The 15,828-nt window shown below is 31.5% G+C and carries 13 protein-coding genes; 8 read left to right on the forward strand and 5 right to left on the reverse strand.

Going from position 1 to position 15,828, the window contains the following annotated elements; all coding sequences use genetic code 11:
- Positions 1-3 precede the first annotated feature (3 nt).
- The 4 genes from HNP35_RS04720 to HNP35_RS04735 all read right to left on the reverse strand — a co-directional run bounded on the left by HNP35_RS04720 (position 4) and on the right by HNP35_RS04735 (position 2,252).
- Complete coding sequence (locus HNP35_RS04720; protein WP_184157970.1) at positions 4-372, reverse strand: helix-turn-helix domain-containing protein; 369 nt, start codon at positions 370-372, stop codon at positions 4-6.
- 2 nt (positions 373-374) lie between these two features.
- Positions 375-671, reverse strand: a complete 297-nt coding sequence (locus HNP35_RS04725) for a type II toxin-antitoxin system HigB family toxin (protein ID WP_184157969.1) — start codon at positions 669-671, stop codon at positions 375-377.
- A 151-nt stretch (positions 672-822) separates the two neighbouring features.
- Positions 823-1,437: a deoxynucleoside kinase gene (locus HNP35_RS04730; protein ID WP_109191639.1), complete on the reverse strand. Its 615-nt coding sequence runs from the start codon at positions 1,435-1,437 to the stop codon at positions 823-825.
- On the reverse strand, positions 1,437-2,252 hold the full coding sequence (locus HNP35_RS04735; RefSeq protein ID WP_184157968.1) for a hypothetical protein: 816 nt from the start codon (positions 2,250-2,252) through the stop codon (positions 1,437-1,439). The genes HNP35_RS04730 and HNP35_RS04735 overlap by 1 nt, the downstream gene beginning before the upstream one ends.
- Positions 2,253-2,466: 214 nt before the next feature.
- On the opposite strand from HNP35_RS04735, the gene HNP35_RS04740 reads away from it, so the two are divergent.
- From HNP35_RS04740 to HNP35_RS04755, 4 genes are all read left to right on the forward strand, one after another.
- Positions 2,467-3,354: a GLPGLI family protein gene (locus tag HNP35_RS04740; RefSeq protein ID WP_184157967.1), complete on the forward strand. Its 888-nt coding sequence runs from the start codon at positions 2,467-2,469 to the stop codon at positions 3,352-3,354.
- Between the two features lie 79 nt (positions 3,355-3,433).
- Positions 3,434-6,121, forward strand: a complete 2,688-nt coding sequence (locus HNP35_RS04745) for a carboxypeptidase-like regulatory domain-containing protein (RefSeq protein ID WP_184157966.1) — start codon at positions 3,434-3,436, stop codon at positions 6,119-6,121.
- 91 nt (positions 6,122-6,212) lie between these two features.
- A complete protein-coding gene (locus HNP35_RS04750; RefSeq protein ID WP_184157965.1) occupies positions 6,213-8,456 on the forward strand; it encodes a hypothetical protein in 2,244 nt (747 codons plus the stop codon).
- Positions 8,457-8,600: 144 nt separating this feature from the next.
- Positions 8,601-10,067: a M28 family metallopeptidase gene (locus HNP35_RS04755; RefSeq protein ID WP_184157964.1), complete on the forward strand. Its 1,467-nt coding sequence runs from the start codon at positions 8,601-8,603 to the stop codon at positions 10,065-10,067.
- Between the two features lie 67 nt (positions 10,068-10,134).
- Here the strand turns inward: HNP35_RS04755 and metK are convergent, their stop codons facing one another.
- On the reverse strand, positions 10,135-11,385 hold the full coding sequence (gene metK / locus HNP35_RS04760) for a methionine adenosyltransferase (RefSeq protein WP_111367782.1): 1,251 nt from the start codon (positions 11,383-11,385) through the stop codon (positions 10,135-10,137).
- A 681-nt stretch (positions 11,386-12,066) separates the two neighbouring features.
- Here metK and HNP35_RS04765 point away from each other — a divergent pair.
- From HNP35_RS04765 to HNP35_RS04780, 4 genes are all read left to right on the forward strand, one after another.
- The gene (locus tag HNP35_RS04765) at positions 12,067-12,255 is read left to right on the forward strand and encodes a hypothetical protein (RefSeq protein WP_184157963.1); all 189 of its coding nucleotides are present in this window, start codon (positions 12,067-12,069) and stop codon (positions 12,253-12,255) included.
- A gap of 75 nt (positions 12,256-12,330) precedes the next feature.
- On the forward strand, positions 12,331-13,635 hold the full coding sequence (locus HNP35_RS04770; RefSeq protein WP_184157962.1) for an O-acetylhomoserine aminocarboxypropyltransferase/cysteine synthase family protein: 1,305 nt from the start codon (positions 12,331-12,333) through the stop codon (positions 13,633-13,635).
- A gap of 201 nt (positions 13,636-13,836) precedes the next feature.
- Positions 13,837-14,925, forward strand: a complete 1,089-nt coding sequence (locus tag HNP35_RS04775; RefSeq protein WP_184157961.1) for an aspartate kinase — start codon at positions 13,837-13,839, stop codon at positions 14,923-14,925.
- 635 nt (positions 14,926-15,560) lie between these two features.
- Positions 15,561-15,767, forward strand: a complete 207-nt coding sequence (locus tag HNP35_RS04780; protein ID WP_184157960.1) for a hypothetical protein — start codon at positions 15,561-15,563, stop codon at positions 15,765-15,767.
- Positions 15,768-15,828 lie beyond the last annotated feature (61 nt).

Genomic DNA, 15,828 nt, shown 5'->3' on the forward strand with positions numbered 1-15,828 from the left:
TTTTTATGAAATTAATGCATATTCTTTAATCAAAACAGAGGCGGGAATATGAAGTTTTTCTGTTAGAACCCTAATTTGTTTAATTGTCAATGCTCTTTTTCTATTGAATAACTCAGAAACTCTTGAACGGCTATTTAAAATAATTCCTAAATCGGCATCTGTTAATCCATTTTGTTCCATCATAAATTTGATTGCTTCAATTGGATCAGGATCAGGAATCGGATATTTTAGTTGTTCATATTTTTCAATAAGTGTTACTAAAATATCTAATTCATCTCCTTCAATAGTATCTGGTTTTGCATCAAAAAGAAAATTTACTCTCTCTAAAGCAATATTATAATCATCTTCTGTTTTTATAGGTCTTACATCCATAATTACAAATTTTTAATGTTTTTTAAATCATCATATTCGCCATGTGTACCAACAAAAAGAATATAAACGATTTGTGTGTCGTAATTGATTTTTACAATTAAGCGATAATGATTCCCACAAATATTGAAGACTACTTTATTGTTTCCTACAAAATCGGCTGTGCCAAATAGCAATTTTATAGCATTAGAATTAGCAAAATTATTTTTATCGAATACTTGGTACCAAGCTAATAATTGTTGCTTTGAATTTGGGAATCGCTCCCAAAAATTTTGCAACGTTCTTTTTGCTATTATTCTCATAAATGTAGTTTTACAAATTTACTTAATTTTTCCCAAAAAGGGAAATTATTTTTAGGCAACTGTAAAAGTAAGAAAAAGATTAAATAAAAAAATGCCTCTAAAATTATTTAGAGGCATTTTTTTATTTGTGTAAATCAGTGGAATTCGTGTTTTAAAACAACCCATTCAATTCAGCATCAATTCTATTAATAATATCTCCTAAATCTTCTGGATTGTCAACAAAATTGATATTATCAACATCAATAATTAGAAGTTTTCCTTTTGAATAAGTCTGAATCCAAGCTTCATATCTTTCATTCAAACGGCTTAAATAATCAATAGAAATTGAGTTTTCATATTCGCGTCCGCGTTTGTGAATTTGGCCTACTAAATTTGGAATAGAACTTCTTAAATAAATCAATAAATCAGGAGCTTTAACCAACGATTCCATTAATTCGAACAAAGACGTGTAATTTTCAAAATCACGGCTCGTCATTAATCCCATTGCATATAAATTGGGTGCGAAAATATGTGCATCTTCATAAATCGTTCTATCTTGAATGATTTTTTTACCGCTTTCGCGAATTTGCTGCACTTGACGAAAACGACTGTTCAGGAAATAAATTTGAAGATTAAATGACCAGCGCTCCATTTGATGGTAAAAATCATCTAAATACGGATTATCAACTACATCTTCATAATGGGGTTCCCATTTGAAATGTTTTGCTAATAATTTCGTCAGAGTGGTCTTTCCTGCGCCTATGTTTCCTGCTATTGCTATGTGCATTACGGTGTTACGATTTTATAATTTGATATATCTGTAGCTGTAAAAATAGATAAAATTTGTTCTTTGTAATAAAAATTGTCAAAGGTTTTTTCTAAAATTTTAATCTCCGAAATCGCGTTAGGATTTGATTTGTCAATTCCTTTAAAATACAATAAATTATCTTTTGCGAAAAGATATTGCGAAGAACTCACAAGTACAACTTTATCAAAATCAGCTATTTTGCCTAAGAGAGTTATTTTTCCAAAAATGTCGCAAGAGTACCAATTGTTTTTTTTATCAATCCAAAAGAAGGTATTAAAATCAGTTTGATAATATTTAATTGGCTCTGTTAGCGGTATAGAAACGGTTTTGTATTCGTTTTTTAAATAATCAAAAAGACTAATTTGTTGATTTAAAGTATTGTAAATCCAGAGCTGATTTTGTGTAGACATTCCGATAGCTGTAACTACAATTGGTGTTGGATTTTGAGAAAAATTAATTTCAGTCATTTTATTGAGCTGATTATCTAACAAAATAACACTATTGAAATCTTCATAAAACAGCACTATTTTTAAAGGATTTTGTAAATCGACTTTGGTGATTTTTCCTAACGAAACATTTTTATATTCAAAAAGTTCATTGCCTTTTACTTTACTAAAAACATTATTTTTAATTTGATACGAATAGCCAAAAGCATCAAATCCTAAAAATTCATCAAAATTATTTTTAAAATGAGAAAGTAGGGTGGGACTAACGCTAGAATTCTGGGCAGAAATCGCATTTATAGTGCAGAAAATAAGAAAAGAAAATAGAAATTTTTGCACCCTTTTAGACATTAGAAAATTGATTTATAAGAGTACCAAATTACAAAAAACCTTTGTTAGAAAATCACTTTTAGCGCTTAAACCTTTTTTTATTCTAATAGTCTAAAAAATAAGCGGTTCTATCTATATCATAAACCCGTTAATATATTTAATTTTTAGGATTTTAAAATTAGTAATACATTTGAATGTAAGTTTTCTCAGATTTACTCACTTTAAAGAAAATGAAATGAAGAAATTATTTTTTTATATGATATTGATGCTTGTTTCTGTACAAATCCAAGCTCAAAAAGATTTTCAAGGAATGGCAGTTTATGAGTCAAAAACGCAGGCTCCAAAGTTTGAAGGAATGCGCGGAAACAGAGACATTACTCCAGAAATGCAAAAAAATATGGAAGAGCGAATGAAAAAAATGCTCGAAAAAACATTCATTCTAAATTTTGACAAATCAGCCTCTATTTATAAAGAAGAAGAAAAACTAGAAGCGCCTGGGCAACAAAATGGTATGCGTATTATGTTTGGTTCATTAACTGGAGGTGGAGGTACTTTCTATAAAGATGTTAAGACAAAATCGTATACAGTTGATAAAGAATTTATGGGTAAGGAGTTTCTTGTTGTAGATTCTCTTCCCAAATTAGACTGGAAATTAGAGCAAGAAACCAAGCAAATCGGAGGTTATAATTGTTTTAAGGCGACTGCAGTAAAACAAGCAAGTAAAACCGATTTTAGAAATTTCAGACCTAAAAACAACGACGATAAAAAAGAGGAAACCAAAAAGACATCAGGAGATACTAAAACCAATTTTACTGATAATTTTGAAATCCCGAAAGAAATTATCGTGACGGCTTGGTATACACCAGAAATCCCTGTAAATCAAGGACCAGAAAATTATTGGGGACTTCCAGGTTTGATTTTAGAAATCAACGACGGAACTACTACAATTTTATGTTCGAAAATTGTCTTAAATGCTAAAGAAAAAGTAGAAATAAAGCCATCTAAAAAAGGAAAAGTAATTTCTCAGAAAGATTACGATGAAACCGTAATTAAAAAAATGGAGGAATTTAGAGAAATGAATCGTGGTCGCGCTGGAGGACCGCCACCTCCAATGGGAAGATAATATCTATAAAATTCCAATAGTTTAAAAAATTGCTTCGCCTGTTCGTTATCCGTTCGGGTTCAAATTCTAATATCTTATAATGAATAAAACGCTATTTATTTTTGCCTTACTTTTTAGTTCTATATGCTTTTCTCAAAGTGTTCGTTTTGATGGTTTAATTCAAGATGAACAGAAAAATCCGTTAGAAATGGCCAATATTATGGCAATTAACAATGGCACGAAAGCAATGGATTCTTACGGAATTACCAATGATAAAGGAAAGTTTCAGCTTACTTTAAAGCCAAATACAGCTTATACGATTAAAGTGAGTTATCTCGGAATGAAATCTAAAGAAATTCCGGTTGCAACAAAATCTGAAAACATGACTCAAAATATTGTTTTAGATGGAGCTGGAATTGAATTGGAAGGGGTAGAAATTGTTCGCGAAATGCCTGTTTCAATAAAAGGAGATACAATTGTGTATAATGCAGATTCTTTTAAATCGGGAACAGAAAAAAAATTAGAAGATGTTCTGAAAAAACTTCCAGGTGTTGAGGTAAACGCAGATGGCGAAATTGAAGTGGAAGGGAAAAAAGTGAGCAAATTAATGGTAGAAGGCAAAGATTTTTTTGACGGAGATACCAAATTAGGCGTTAAAAACATTCCAGCAGATGCAATTGATAAAGTTCAGGTTCTAAGAAATTTTAACGAAGTAAGTCAATTGAAAGGTTTAGAAAATGATCAAGATAATGTGGCAATGAATATTAAACTGAAAGAAGGTAAAAAGAACTTTTGGTTTGGAGATGTGACGGCAGGAATTGGTGTTGCAGAATTAGACAGTCGTTATATTATCAACCCGAAACTGTTTTATTACAGTCCGAAATACAGTGTCAATTTAATTACCAATTTTAATAATATTGGTGAATTACCTTTAACAGCTCAAGATTATTTTAAGTTTACGGGCGGATTTAAGAACGTGATGAAAAAAGGAGGAAGCAGCTTTAATGTTTCTTCTAATGATTTAGGAATTTCGCTTCTGAGAAATAATAGAGCGAAAGAAATTGAAACCAAATTTGGAGCAACAAACTTTTCTTATTCCGTTAATAAAGCTTGGAATTTGAGCGGTTTCGGAATTCTTTCAACTTCAAAAACTCAATTGGAAACCAAATCTCAGACTACGATTTTAGATTCTGGGGATCAGCAGAAACGTAACGAAAATACAAGTCAAAAGAATAATTTAGGACTTTTTAAATTAAGTTCTACTTATAAACCAAGCGACAAATTTCAGTTTGATTACGATATTTTAACAAAACTGACAAAACAAGAAGAATATTCAGATTTGTTTAGAGAGCAAATTGTTCAGAATGTTGCGACTTCTGAAGATATTTTTACAACTAAAAAACAAGATCCGACATCTATTAATCAGAATTTGAGTTTGTATTATACACAAAGCGCCAAAAATATTTTTGCTTTTGAAGCGCAGCATTTGTATCAGGATGAAAACCCATTTTATAATGCCAATTTGCAAACGCTTCCTTTTGCTTTGTCAGGCTATGATACCACGCAATCTAGAAACGATTACAATCAGAATCGTTTTGTGAAAACCAATAAACTGGATGCAAAATTGGATTACTATTATATGGTAACACCAAAAAGCAATTTTAATATTACTTTAGGTAATACATATTCATATCAAAACTTCAATTCCCATATTTTTCAGATGTTAGATAACGGAACAAGAAACGATTTGGATAATACTGAAAATAATAATGATGTAGATTATAGATTTAATGATGCTTTCGTAGGATTTCATTATAAAATCTTAACAGGGAAATTTACTTTTACTCCTGGAGTAAGTCTGCATACTTATCAAATGACAAATGGACAATTGGGAACAGATTATTCTCAAAGTTTTACTAAAATATTGCCAGATTTCTTTGCTTTATATCAAATCAAAAAATCGGAGACATTGACTTATAATTTCTCCCTAACTAATGATTTTACAGATATTAACCAATTGGCTGCAGGTTATGTTCTGTCTGATTATAGCAGTTTATTTCGCGGAAATCGTTTGTTAGAAAATGCCACTTCGCAAGTGCATTCGCTTCGTTATTTTAAATACAATATGTTCAATTTTGAGAACATTTTTGCCAATGCAACTTATACTAGAAAAGTAGATGCCATTAAAACTGCTGCTCAGTTTGATGGAATTAATCAGTCTTCTGTTCCTTATAATTCCAATTTAGCTGATGAGACTTTTTCAGGAATGGGAGCTTACGGACGTTCCTTTTTGAAAAACTATAAAGCCTCGGCAAACGCAAGTTTAAATTGGTCAAAATTCAATAATATTCAAAACGATGAATTAAGAACGACCGAAAGTTTTGTGCAGAGCTACACGGTAAGAGCTTCGACAAATTATAAAAAACTTCCGAATATCGAATTTGGATATAATCTTTTAATTAACAAATACAGCGGATCTACTTTTTATACCGATAAACCATTTGCTAAGTTAGATTATTATTTCTTAGACAGTTTTTCTTTTGTTTCAGAATACGAATTCTACCATTATTACAATGGAGATAAATCTGTTGATAATGAATATGATTTCTTAAGTGCCAGTTTAATTTATCAGAAGAAAAATAGTAAGTGGGAGTATAAAGTTTCGGCAACCAATTTGTTAAACACAAGATATCTTAACGATGATAACTTTACGCAGTTTTCTACAAGAGTTTCGCAATATACGGTTCAACCGCGTTATATTATCTTTTCGATGAAGTATAATTTATAAGAGATTTGGCTGAAAATTTGGAGTTTAGACCTTTAATTTTAAAAGGAATGAAATATCTTTACGTCAATATTAATAGCCAAATTTTTATATTATGCGCAATTTTATTTGGAGTTTACTGCTATCTGCTTTGGCAGTTTTTACGTCTTTTTCTCAAACAAAAGGTATTGAAAAGGGAACCTATTTGTCAAACAATAAAGGTCAAAAAATTAAGCTGAATTTATTAGACGACAATAAATATGAATTGGTATTTTATTCTGGAGAATATGCCATAAAAGGAGATTCATTATTATTTATTAAAAACACACCATCTGGAAATAGCTTCGATCTTGCTTTCAAAGTCGATAAAAAAGCTAAAAATATCAAAGTGAATTTTGTAGATCCATCGTACTATTCATTTTATGTTGGGACACAAAAAGGAAAAGAAGAGGTTAAGTACCAAAGACTTTCTGATATTCGTTCTAAGCAAGATCCAAACTGGACGGCAACCAACATTGAATTTGAAATAGAAAAAACAGATTTCCTTTATTTAGTTTATGAAGAATACGATGGAAAAAGTGATGTTTTTAAATATGAAATTCCTAAAGATGTTTCTGAAATAACAATCACTTATGAATTAGCTGTTTTAGGAGATTTAAAAATTTTCGGCTTTTTTGATAAAAACACAAACGAGTTGAGAATTTCAGAGAAATCTGGGCTAAATCCTTTAGTTTTTACTAATGAAAAAGATCCACAGCCAGTTAAGAAAATTTCAAAAGTAATTCCGCTAGAAACTAAATCTATTGAAAAGTGGACTTATCCAGGCAAAGAAGATTCAAGTTATGATTATGGTACAGTTACAGCGGTTGATACTGCTCTTACAGTAACAGATTTTACCATAGCTCCGCCAGCTTACAATCAATATAATTTTAAATTAAAAATTGAAAACAGCTTAAACAAAGCGATTTCAGCAACTAAAGATTCGAATAAAAATAAGTTTTTAGGTGTTTGCATAGACAGTAAAAAAACAGCCAAAGAGCGTTTTGATTTTTTTGTAAAAGATCAGGAAACCCAAACTGGTTATAGCATGTACGATGGTTACAATGCTCTTTATGATGTTTTTAATTATTATTTGGCTGGAGCCGAAGATAAAAAATGGCTCAAAAACAATAAAATTACAGACGATCCAAGTGTTGTGGTTTTAAACGGAAAAGGAGATATACTGGCGGTCGCAAAATCTGATTTAGAAACGCAGAAATATCATTTCAACTATTATGATGATTTCTATCGTAAGCTTCTTAGAGCAGATGCTTTTGTCTCTTTAAATAGTGTTTTAAAAAGCAAAAAAGCATCAGATGCAGATTTAATTGATGCTTTTAACAAAGCTGCAACTTTAGAAGCTTCTTATGATTATGGCTCAGAATATAGTTTAGAAAATGGTAATACAACAGAATTTGTAATTACTAAAACGGCTTTAGATAAAAAAGAAGTTGCGCAAGCTTGGAAAAAATTGATTGAAGCGCATCAAAAAGATAAGCAGGTAAATATGTATTTGGCGGAAACTATCATTAAAGAAATTAGCAATTTAGGATTTACTAAACAGCTTTTTAATGAAGACAAAATTTTAAACGATACCGATTTCTTAGCGATAGATTATCTTTTAAAACATTCTGAAGAAATAGAAAATAATCGAGCTGCATTTAATACCAAAGCAGGAGAAATTCACGCTCTTAATAATGCTATTTCTGAAGTTTCTAACGCATTGCAGCAAAACCTGTACGCATCTCAAGATGGAGTAACGGGAGAAATGAATAAAGAGAAAATTAATTCTGTATATAAAAAGATCATCGCATCTGGAAAAGGAAATTTTGATGCTTATAGAAATTACTTTTACTATTTAAGCCAGATTCAAGAAAATGATGGTTCTAATGCAACTTATTTAAAAGAGTTCAACACCTATTTTGATTCAACTCTTGCTGGAGGAAGTCCAATCGAGAAATTAGATGCTATATTTTCTAAATTAGATTCAAGTTCAAGTTATTCTTATGATGGATGGAATTCATTCAAAGATTATCATTCTAGTACGGCTAATTCTGCAGCTTGGACAGTTGTTACGAATCAGATGAATATAAACTATTTAAAAGACGCTATAAAATGGTCTGAATATAGTTTGGCAGTAACAAAAAACAATCCTTATTATTTAGATACGTTAGCTCAGTTATATTATAAGGATGGACAAAAACAAAAAGCGATAGAAACGCAAACTTTAGCAGTCAAATATTTAGATGCGAATACAGATGAAGTTACGGCAACTGAGATAAAAGAAGTTTTAACTAAAATGCAAAACGGAACTTATTAAAATTTAATCGTAATTAAACAAAAATGGCTGTCTGTTCGGACAGCCATTTTTGTTTAATTTTTTATTTGTAAATGCTGTTTTAAGTAGTAAAAAGTCAAAATTTTTATATGAAATGATTAAATTTATGACATAAAATTAAAATGTATGAAAAACAAAATGACTCTTGTTTTACTTGCCTGTGGAGCAATGACTTTTGCACAGACAGTTAAAAAACCACTAGTTTCTGCGATAACGGATAAAGACCTTAGAACTGATATGTATCAAATGGCAGGTGACCATTTTAATGGTAGAGAAGCAGGAACTTTAGATGAACTAAAAGTTTCAATGTGGCTTGCAAATAAAGCCAAAGAAGCCGGAATGGCGCCAGCAGGTGATGATGGAACATATTTCCAGTTTTTTGATTTGTACAGACATCAGGTTACGCCAAATACAAAGTTTAAAATTGGCCAGAAAGAATTTAAATTATGGAAAGATGTTCTGGTAGCAGAAACAACAAACATAAAAGTTGAAGGTTCATTAGTATACTTAGGAGCTGCAACTAAAGAAGAAATTGAAAAAGCCGATATAAAAGGAAAAGCGGTTGTTTTATTGGCATCGAAAGAAGGAATTGCAGACGATATTTCGCTGTTTGACAGACGTTATCCAGGTTTGGTAAGAAATAAATATTATGATCTTGTAGTTAAAAAAGGTGCTGTGGCACTTATTATGGTTGCAGATGAATTGGCAGAACAAAGCTGGTCTCAAGTGGAACCACAAATGACAAGAGGAATTTATGGAATTGAAGGTGTTCGTGATAAAATTGGTTCAACAATGCCTGTTTTTTGGGTACATGGAAATCAGTTAGAATACTTGAAAACAACGAAAGATATTCTTTCAGCAGAAGTAGTTTCTGAAACTTATAAATATCCTTCAGTAAATGTTGTTGGTACAATTGCAGGAACTGATGCAAAACTAAAAAATGAGTACGTTCTTTTCAGCGGACACCAAGATCATGATGGAGTGCGTCAAAAATATGGGCAAGATTCTATTTATAACGGAGCAGATGATAATGCAAGTACTTGTGTTGCGATGTTGGCGATTGCTCGAGCTTATAAAAAACAGCCAGGAAAAAGAACAGCTTTGTTTGTATTTCACGGTTCTGAAGAACGTGGTTTATTAGGTTCAAGATGGTATGCATCTCATCCAACAGTTCCTGAAAAAGATATCATTGCGGTTTTAAATGGCGATATGATTGGAAGAAACAATGTAAATCAGGCGGCTTTATTAGGTTCAAGTTCTCCGCATGAAAATTCTTCAGATTTAGTTGCAATTGCTAAAAGAGCAAATGATGAAGGGCCAAAATTTGATTTGGATAAACTTTGGGACAGACCAGAACATCCAGAATATTTTTACTTCCGTTCAGATCATTTGCCTTATGCAAGAAAAGGAATTCCAGCGGTTTTCTTTACGAGTGTTTTGCACAGTCAATATCATACACCAATGGATGAATCTGAAAACATTGATTACGTAAAATTGCATAAAATGACAGAGTGGATGTACAGAACTGGTTGGATTTTATCTAATGATCCAAATCGCCCTAAAACATTGCCAAATGTGCAATTAGAAAGATAAGTTCATAAAATAAAAAAACCGATTTCAATTTGAAATCGGTTTTTTTATATTTAAAATTTAGATTGAATTACAATCCAAATGCAGCTTTTACTTGGTCAACAAAATCAAGTTTTTCCCATGTAAACAATTCAACAGTAACTGTTTTTTCGTTTCCACCTGGAGCAGAGAAAGTTTTAGTAACTGTTTCTGGTTTACGTCCCATGTGTCCGTAAGCAGCAGTTTCGCTGTAAATTGGGTTTCTTAATTTCAAACGTTGCTCGATGAAGTAAGGACGCATATCGAAGATAGCTTCTACTTTTTTAGCGATTTCACCGTTAGTTAAGTTAACTTTAGAAGTTCCGTAAGTTTCAATGAAAATTCCCATTGGTTCAGCAACTCCAATTGCATAAGAAACCTGAACTAAGATTTCGTCAGCAACACCAGCAGCAACTAAGTTTTTAGCGATATGACGAGTTGCATAAGCAGCACTTCTATCTACTTTACTTGGGTCTTTTCCTGAGAATGCACCACCACCGTGAGCACCTTTTCCACCGTAAGTATCAACGATAATTTTTCTTCCAGTTAAACCAGTATCTCCGTGAGGTCCTCCAATAACGAATTTTCCTGTTGGGTTGATGTGGTAGTTGATTTTATCGTTAAATAAGTGAGCGTGCTCTGGATTTTTAGCGATAATTCTTGGAATAAGGATTTCGATAATATCTTTTTTGATTTTAGCCAACATTGCAGCTTCTTCATCAAAATCATCGTGTTGAGTTGAGATAACAATCGCATCGATACGAGTTGGTTTGTTATCATCGCTGTATTCTAAAGTTACTTGAGATTTAGCATCTGGACGTAAATAAGTGATTTCTTTATTTTCACGTCTTAAAATAGCTAACTCTTGTAATAATTTATGAGATAAATCTAATGCCAATGGCATGTAGTTTTCAGTTTCGTTTGTAGCGTAACCAAACATCATTCCTTGGTCACCTGCACCTTGCTCTTCTGGCTTAGCTCTGTCAACACCTTGGTTGATATCTGCAGACTGCTCGTGAATTGCTGAAAGAATTCCACAAGAATTTGCTTCAAACATATATTCACTTTTAGTATATCCAATTTTACGGATTACCTCACGTGCAATTTGCTGTACATCTAGATAAGTATTTGATTTTACTTCACCTGCTAAAATTACCTGACCAGTTGTAACTAAAGTTTCACAAGCTACTTTTGAGTCAGCGTCAAATGCCAAAAAGTTGTCAATTAAAGCGTCCGAAATTTGATCTGCAACTTTGTCTGGATGCCCTTCACTAACAGATTCTGACGTAAATAAATAAGCCATAATAATGTAATAAAAATGTATTAATTTAAAATTTAAGCGAGGAAATGATTGCTAAAAAGGGCTAAAGGAGAGTATCTGCTTTAGCATTTTTTACTACTGAAATCAATTTTTCAGTATTCATAACGAAATCATTTCATTATGAAGAGGTTGCAATCAGTTCAAATTTTTCCTCTGTTTCGGGTGCAAAGGTATAAAACCATTTTGATTTGCAAATTAAAGTTCAACTTTTTTTATTTTTTATAGCAGAAATTTAACAGTAGTATATTAATTTGATAGGGTAATAGAAAATAATTTGATTTTTGTTTGGTGGTTTCAAAAAAAGTTCTCAAATTTGCCTTGTTAAACAAAAAGAAAATGAATTTAATTGCTAAAAATATGTGTTGCATGATGTCGGAATTATCCGCAGAGTAACCTATTGTTTAGTAATTAAGTCTACAAAATACAATAAGAACCTCTGCCTAACAGCAGAGGTTTTTTTATGGAATCAAAAAATAAAATAATTAAGAAATGAAAAATTCAACAGTAAATAAAATGATGATGTGTTGTAAGATGCCAATGTGTATCCAGAATTGCTGTTGCCAAAAGTGAAGATAGAATCTTTGTTATAGTTTCAACTATAAAGCCCTTTTGGTAAGCCATCCGAAAGGGCTTTTTTATTTCAATCTCTTAAAAATTAAAACCATGAATACATTAGATATCAATACAATCGCATTTCAATACTTATTAAGAAATAATTCTCTAAATAATAATTCTGACGAATCATCAGTAGAAACGGTAAGATATAATCCTGAACAGAGTGTTAAAACTCAAAAATCATTGCTGTTTCATTTGTATGATTTGGAAGAAGAAGCGGAAAATCTATTTGCTTAAATCAAATTCAATTTCAAGAATCAATATCAATTATAAAATATAAACGTATTAACAATATTAAAAAGCTAAGAAATCATGAGCACACAAAAATTTGCAACAAACGCACTACACGCAGGACACGACGTAACTAAAAACGCAGGAACTAGAGCCGTGCCTATTTATCAAACTTCTTCATACGTATTTAATAATGCTGATCACGCAGCCAATTTATTTGGTCTTGCAGAATCTGGATTTATTTACACAAGATTAAATAATCCAACAAATGATGTTCTGGAACAGCGTCTTGCAGCACTCGAAGGCGGAATCGGAGCAGTTGTAACGGCTTCTGGAGCATCTGCAATTTCGACTACATTATTGACTTTATTAAAAGCAGGAGATCATATCGTGGCTTCAAACAGTTTATACGGAGGAACTTATAACTTGCTAAAAGTTACATTGCCTCGATTAGGAATTACAACAACATTTGTAGATCCTTCAAAACCAGAAAACTTTACTAAAGCAGCAAAAGAAAATACACGAGCTTTTTTTGTTGAATCTCTTGGAAATCCAAAATTAGATGTACTGGATTTAAAAGGTATTTCGGCAGAAGCCAAAGCATTCAAAGTGCCATTTATAGTAGATAATACAGTTGCGACACCTTATTTATTAAACCCAATTAAATACGGTGCCGATATTGTAATTCATTCCTTAACTAAATATATCGCAGGAAACGGAACTTCATTAGGAGGCGTTATCATTGATGCCGGAAATTTTGACTGGGCAAACGGAAAATTTCCAGAATTTACTGAACCATCTGCAGGATACCACGGATTAGTATATCATGAAGCTCTAGGAAATGCTGCTTTTATTGCAAAAGCAAGAATTGAAGGATTGCGTGATTTTGGTTCTGCATTAAGCCCATTTAATGCTTTTCAGATTATTCAGGGATTAGAAACGCTTCCAATTAGAATTAAGAAACATAGTGAAAATGCTTTGGCTTTGGCCGAATGGTTAGAAAAACAAGATGAGGTTGTGTGGGTAAATTATCCAGGTTTAAAATCAAGTAAATATAATGATTTGGCTAAAGAATATTTACCGCAAGGTCAAAGTGGAATTATCACTTTCGGATTAAAAGGAGGTTTTGATGCAGCGAAAAAAGTGGTAGACGAAACAAAGTTATTCTCGCTTTTAGCAAATATTGGCGATACAAAATCGCTGATTATTCATCCTGCAAGTACGACGCACCAGCAGTTAACTGAAGAAGAGCAACTTGAAACAGGAGTTTCTAAAGATTTAGTTCGTCTTTCTGTCGGAATCGAAGATATCGAAGATTTGATTGCAGATCTTCAAGCTGTTTTTGAAAGTGTTTCGCTTTCTCAATTCAGCATAAATAAAAACTAGGTTTTTTTGTTTTTTGTTTGAAAGATTGCCTTTAGCCAAAGTGCTAAAGGTAATTTTTTGTGAAAAACACCATTATAAAAAATTAAACCATATAAGGCATGTAAGTTCATTTAATTTCTTGCGCTAAAATTTACACGCACATAAATGCGACAGTCCTAAATGAACTTATATCAATTATATGGTTAAAAAACATTAGAAATTATGTCAAAGCTTAAAATAAACATCATCCTTTTCGGAATAGGTAATATCGGAAGTACTTTGATTAATCAGATTATCGAAAGTCAGGAGTTTTTTCTGGAAAGTAAGAATGTCGATTTTCATTTTCCAATTATAACCAATTCGACGGTTGCTTTTTTTGAAAAAGAAGGAGTTGGCTATTCTTGGGAAACCAATTTTAGACAATTGGCTGTTCCTTTTAAAGTAGAAGATATTATTGATTTTGCTAAAGAAAATGAATTCGAAAATCTCATTGCTGTAGATGCAACTGCTAGTGATGAATTGGTAAAGCATTATAATACGCTGATTGAAAACGGATTTAATATCGTAGCAGTAAATAAAAAAGCAAATACATTGCCAATTGATTTGTATAAAGAATTACGATTAAATCTTAAAAAGTATGATAAAGAATTTTTGTATGAAACATCGGTTGATACCGGAATTCCGGTTTTACAGACCTTAAGAGAGCTATATTATTCGGGAGAAAAAATCACAAAAATTCGAGGTGTATTCTCAGATAATTTAAGTTATGTTTTTAATCGATTTTCGTCAGAAGATGTTTCATTCTCATCTGTTTTAAAAGATGCCAGTCTTTTAGGTTTGATGAAATCTACATTCAAAGAAGATTTATCAGGAAATGATACCGCCAAAAAACTTCTGATTCTTGCGAGAGAAATAGGAAAAGATTTTGAGCTTTCCGATATTAAAATCAAGCCTTTTATTACCGAACAGCATTTAGAAAAGAATGGTGTATTGAATAAAGATGCACTCGATAAAGCATTTAAAATTGCTAAAATCACTCAAGCAGAAAATCATGTTTTAAGATATGTTGGTGAATTTGATGTAGAAAAAGGCAGTTTAGAAGTCAAATTGATTTCTGAACCATTAGATTCTGCTATTGGGCAATTGAAAGGTTCGGATACTATTTTTGAAATTTTCACAAAATCGTATGCCAATGTCCCAATCGTAATTCAAAGTGCACCGCCATGTAAACAAGCTATTTCTAGAGGAATTATAAGTGATATTTTAAAAATTGCCGAAAAAATTAGAAACAAAGAGGCAATCTGGCTCTAATTTTTTACTGAAAAAGAAGAAAAAAAGTTTAAAGTTCTTTGATAAACTGATTTGTCAAGTGGAATTCGAGAAGAAAATCAATTATTTTGTAGGTTTTTTACTCTATTTATTTTTGTAAGACTGGTTTTGTCGTAAAAAAACACAATTTTAACGAATTTTGTAATTAAATTCTTGATATTCATTTGTGTAATAAAAAAAATAGTTGCATATTTGTTATACCCAAAAACTACTAGAAATCAAATGAACTTAAAAGTCAACAAAATGTTTTGTGCCATTTCGGTTATTACCGAGGCTGGGTTGTCTATTGCTTGAAAATTGTAAGAAAAACACAATATATAGTAAAAGCCTCCCGAAAAATTTTGGGAGGCTTTTTAATTTTACACAAATGCAGAATTTTAAAATAAAATATAAATCACAGATGAATAAATCCTTACAGATGAACAATAAGATGTTTACTGTCGCGCTTATTTGCGTGCTGGTCTGTTGATACTAAAAAGTATAAATGAGTTTAAAAACTTAAACCCTTTTGGTATCTAAAAATCCAAAAGGGTTTTTTTATTCTTCTAAACGATTTAACACAAAAATAAACGAGAAATAAAGATTATAAAACGCAAACTGAACTAAAACTTAATATCATGAGCACATTGAACTACTTAGCAGAAAAAATTTCAAATTTGAAAAACAGAAGGACAAGAAAAAACAATAATCCGCCACCGCCAACAAATGAATTGGCTCACCCTAGATTCGGAATTACAGAAGAAGATAAAAGTACTTTGAAAAAAGTGCCAAATTCTTTATTGTTTTTGATGTATTCAAAAGAGAATGAAACGCTTTTCATTTAAACAGAAAAGTGACATAAACTAGGTTAAACCTGCTTAATTTTACTGGGCATTCCTGTTCGGT

This window comes from Flavobacterium notoginsengisoli, assembly GCF_014207905.1.
Classification (GTDB): Bacteria; Bacteroidota; Bacteroidia; order Flavobacteriales; family Flavobacteriaceae; genus Flavobacterium; species Flavobacterium notoginsengisoli_A.

Excerpts from the sequence above, each read along its gene's own strand:
- HNP35_RS04765 (WP_184157963.1), top strand. The coding sequence starts at position 12,067 with ATGAATACATTAGATATCAATACAATCGCATTTCAATACTTATTAAGA.
- metK (WP_111367782.1), bottom strand. The coding sequence starts at position 11,385 with ATGGCTTATTTATTTACGTCAGAATCTGTTAGTGAAGGGCATCCAGAC.
- HNP35_RS04780 (WP_184157960.1), top strand. The coding sequence starts at position 15,561 with ATGAGCACATTGAACTACTTAGCAGAAAAAATTTCAAATTTGAAAAAC.
- HNP35_RS04775 (WP_184157961.1), top strand. The coding sequence starts at position 13,837 with ATGTCAAAGCTTAAAATAAACATCATCCTTTTCGGAATAGGTAATATC.
- HNP35_RS04755 (WP_184157964.1), top strand. The coding sequence starts at position 8,601 with ATGAAAAACAAAATGACTCTTGTTTTACTTGCCTGTGGAGCAATGACT.
- HNP35_RS04725 (WP_184157969.1), bottom strand. The coding sequence starts at position 671 with ATGAGAATAATAGCAAAAAGAACGTTGCAAAATTTTTGGGAGCGATTC.
- HNP35_RS04750 (WP_184157965.1), top strand. The coding sequence starts at position 6,213 with ATGCGCAATTTTATTTGGAGTTTACTGCTATCTGCTTTGGCAGTTTTT.
- HNP35_RS04720 (WP_184157970.1), bottom strand. The coding sequence starts at position 372 with ATGGATGTAAGACCTATAAAAACAGAAGATGATTATAATATTGCTTTA.
- HNP35_RS04745 (WP_184157966.1), top strand. The coding sequence starts at position 3,434 with ATGAATAAAACGCTATTTATTTTTGCCTTACTTTTTAGTTCTATATGC.
- HNP35_RS04735 (WP_184157968.1), bottom strand. The coding sequence starts at position 2,252 with ATGTCTAAAAGGGTGCAAAAATTTCTATTTTCTTTTCTTATTTTCTGC.
- HNP35_RS04740 (WP_184157967.1), top strand. The coding sequence starts at position 2,467 with ATGAAGAAATTATTTTTTTATATGATATTGATGCTTGTTTCTGTACAA.
- HNP35_RS04770 (WP_184157962.1), top strand. The coding sequence starts at position 12,331 with ATGAGCACACAAAAATTTGCAACAAACGCACTACACGCAGGACACGAC.
- HNP35_RS04730 (WP_109191639.1), bottom strand. The coding sequence starts at position 1,437 with ATGCACATAGCAATAGCAGGAAACATAGGCGCAGGAAAGACCACTCTG.